The following is a 1,855-nucleotide window of genomic DNA, read 5'->3' as shown; positions in this document are numbered from 1 at the left end:
AAAAACTTCATCATTACGATTAGAACTTCCACGATATTCTGTGAAAACTCCAGGTGTATAACGTAACGCCTGAGAAACAGAACTGACATCTTGGGCGTCCATTTGATCGCGCGTGATCACGCTAATGGATTGCGGTGTTTTTTCAATTTCAGTCGATGTTTTATTTGTTGATAATGTTTTTGTTGCTACAAAACCGGAAACAGGTGCTTGAGGATCTTGTGATGGAGATGCTGTGACAATTATCTTTTCAGGTGCATTTTGATTGACTGCTGCATGAATCTGAATAGAAAGTAAACTTAGAGGTAAAGCAAGAAAGAGGCGAGTAGCGCAATTTTTATTAGACACAATAGAACCCTTTGGTTTTTTATTATTTAACTTTAAATGCGGAAGCCATGAAAATACCATCCTGAAAATATTAACGCTAATGATAATGATTAGCATTCTATATATTTAATTTATTAAGATTTATTTTTTATTCCATAATGGAATAAGTAATTATGGAATTGGCTATATGAGGAATAAATTATGATCACTAAGGGAAATCGTAGGTATTTAGGAGAAATAAATTATTTTTTGTGATGACTTCAATCACAAAAAAACCCGCCAATTAAGCGGGTTTGATTATTAACACTAAAGCGAGATTATTTAGCAGGGATTGCTTTTAAAATCGCAGTTAATAATTGCCAGTATTGACCGACACTCTTAATGTGAACGCGTTCGTCTGGTGAGTGAGCACCACGGATTGTTGGTCCAATAGAAACCATATCCATATCTGGGTAAGGTTTTTTGAATAGACCACACTCAAGGCCTGCGTGGATAACCATGATGTTTGGCACTTTATCAAACAGTTGTTGGTAAGTGTCACGAACTAAATGCATAACAGGGGAGTCTGCATCGGGTTTCCAACCTGGGTAACCGCCTTTGGTTTCGATATCGGCTTTAGCCAGTTTGGCTAATGCTGTCAGCATGCTAACAACATAGGTTTTACCGCTATCAATTAGAGAACGAATTAAGCATAGGATCTCGACTTTATCGTCAACAATGCTCACAACACCTACGTTTAATGATGTTTCAACAACGCCTTCAACATCGTCACTCATACGAATAACGCCATTTGGCATCGCATTAAGTAGGTTGATTAAGCGTTCTTGGCAATCTGCTGTGAAAACTTTTTTATCTGTTGTTGTATCAATTAGTTCAACTTTCAGATTTTTTTCAACAATAGCTAATTCTGTTTTTAACAGCGCTTCAAATTTCGCTTTTACTGCATCTAGCTGGCTTGCTTTATCTGCTGGAATTGCAAAAACAATGTTTGCTTCACGAGGGATCGCATTACGCAGTGTACCACCGTGGAAATCAATTAATTTTAGCGACAATTCTTCTGCATGACCCGCTAAGAAACGCGCTAATAATTTATTTGCGTTACCTAAACCTAAATGGATATCACCACCAGAGTGACCACCATTTAATCCTTTTAGAACGAGTTGTTTAACAACGTGGTCTGCTGGGATTGCATCGTAAGAAAGGTTTACTGTGGTTTTAACATCAATACCACCCGCACAACCCATGTAGATTTCACCTTCTTCTTCAGAGTCTGTGTTGATAAGAATATCAGCTTGTAACCAACCTGGTTGTAAACCAAACGCACCGTCCATGCCGGTTTCTTCAGTCATCGTTAGTAGTACTTCTAATGGACCGTGCTTAACAGTATCGTCAGCTAAAACCGCTAATGCAGATGCCATACCTACGCCATTGTCAGCACCTAATGTTGTGCCTTTCGCTTTGATCCATTCACCGTCGATGTAAGGTTGAATTGGATCTTTTGTGAAGTCGTGAACTGTATCGTTGTTTTTTT

Annotated in this window: 2 protein-coding genes; both read right to left on the bottom strand. The window is 38.3% G+C overall.

The features are described from left to right. A partial coding sequence (locus BHE89_RS16010) for a TonB-dependent receptor plug domain-containing protein (RefSeq protein ID WP_171742519.1) occupies positions 1–345 on the bottom strand: 345 nt, incomplete at its 3' end. Positions 346–641: 296 nt separating this feature from the next. Then, the coding region (locus BHE89_RS16005) for an aminoacyl-histidine dipeptidase (protein ID WP_141008316.1) at positions 642–1,855 on the bottom strand (1,214 nt) is incomplete at its 5' end.

Source organism: Shigella sp. FC1967, assembly GCF_001743005.1.
Lineage (GTDB): Bacteria > Pseudomonadota > Gammaproteobacteria > Enterobacterales > Enterobacteriaceae > Proteus.
The sequence above is the reverse complement of the archived record's forward strand: the minus strand, read 5'-3'. Positions and strand labels throughout refer to the sequence as shown.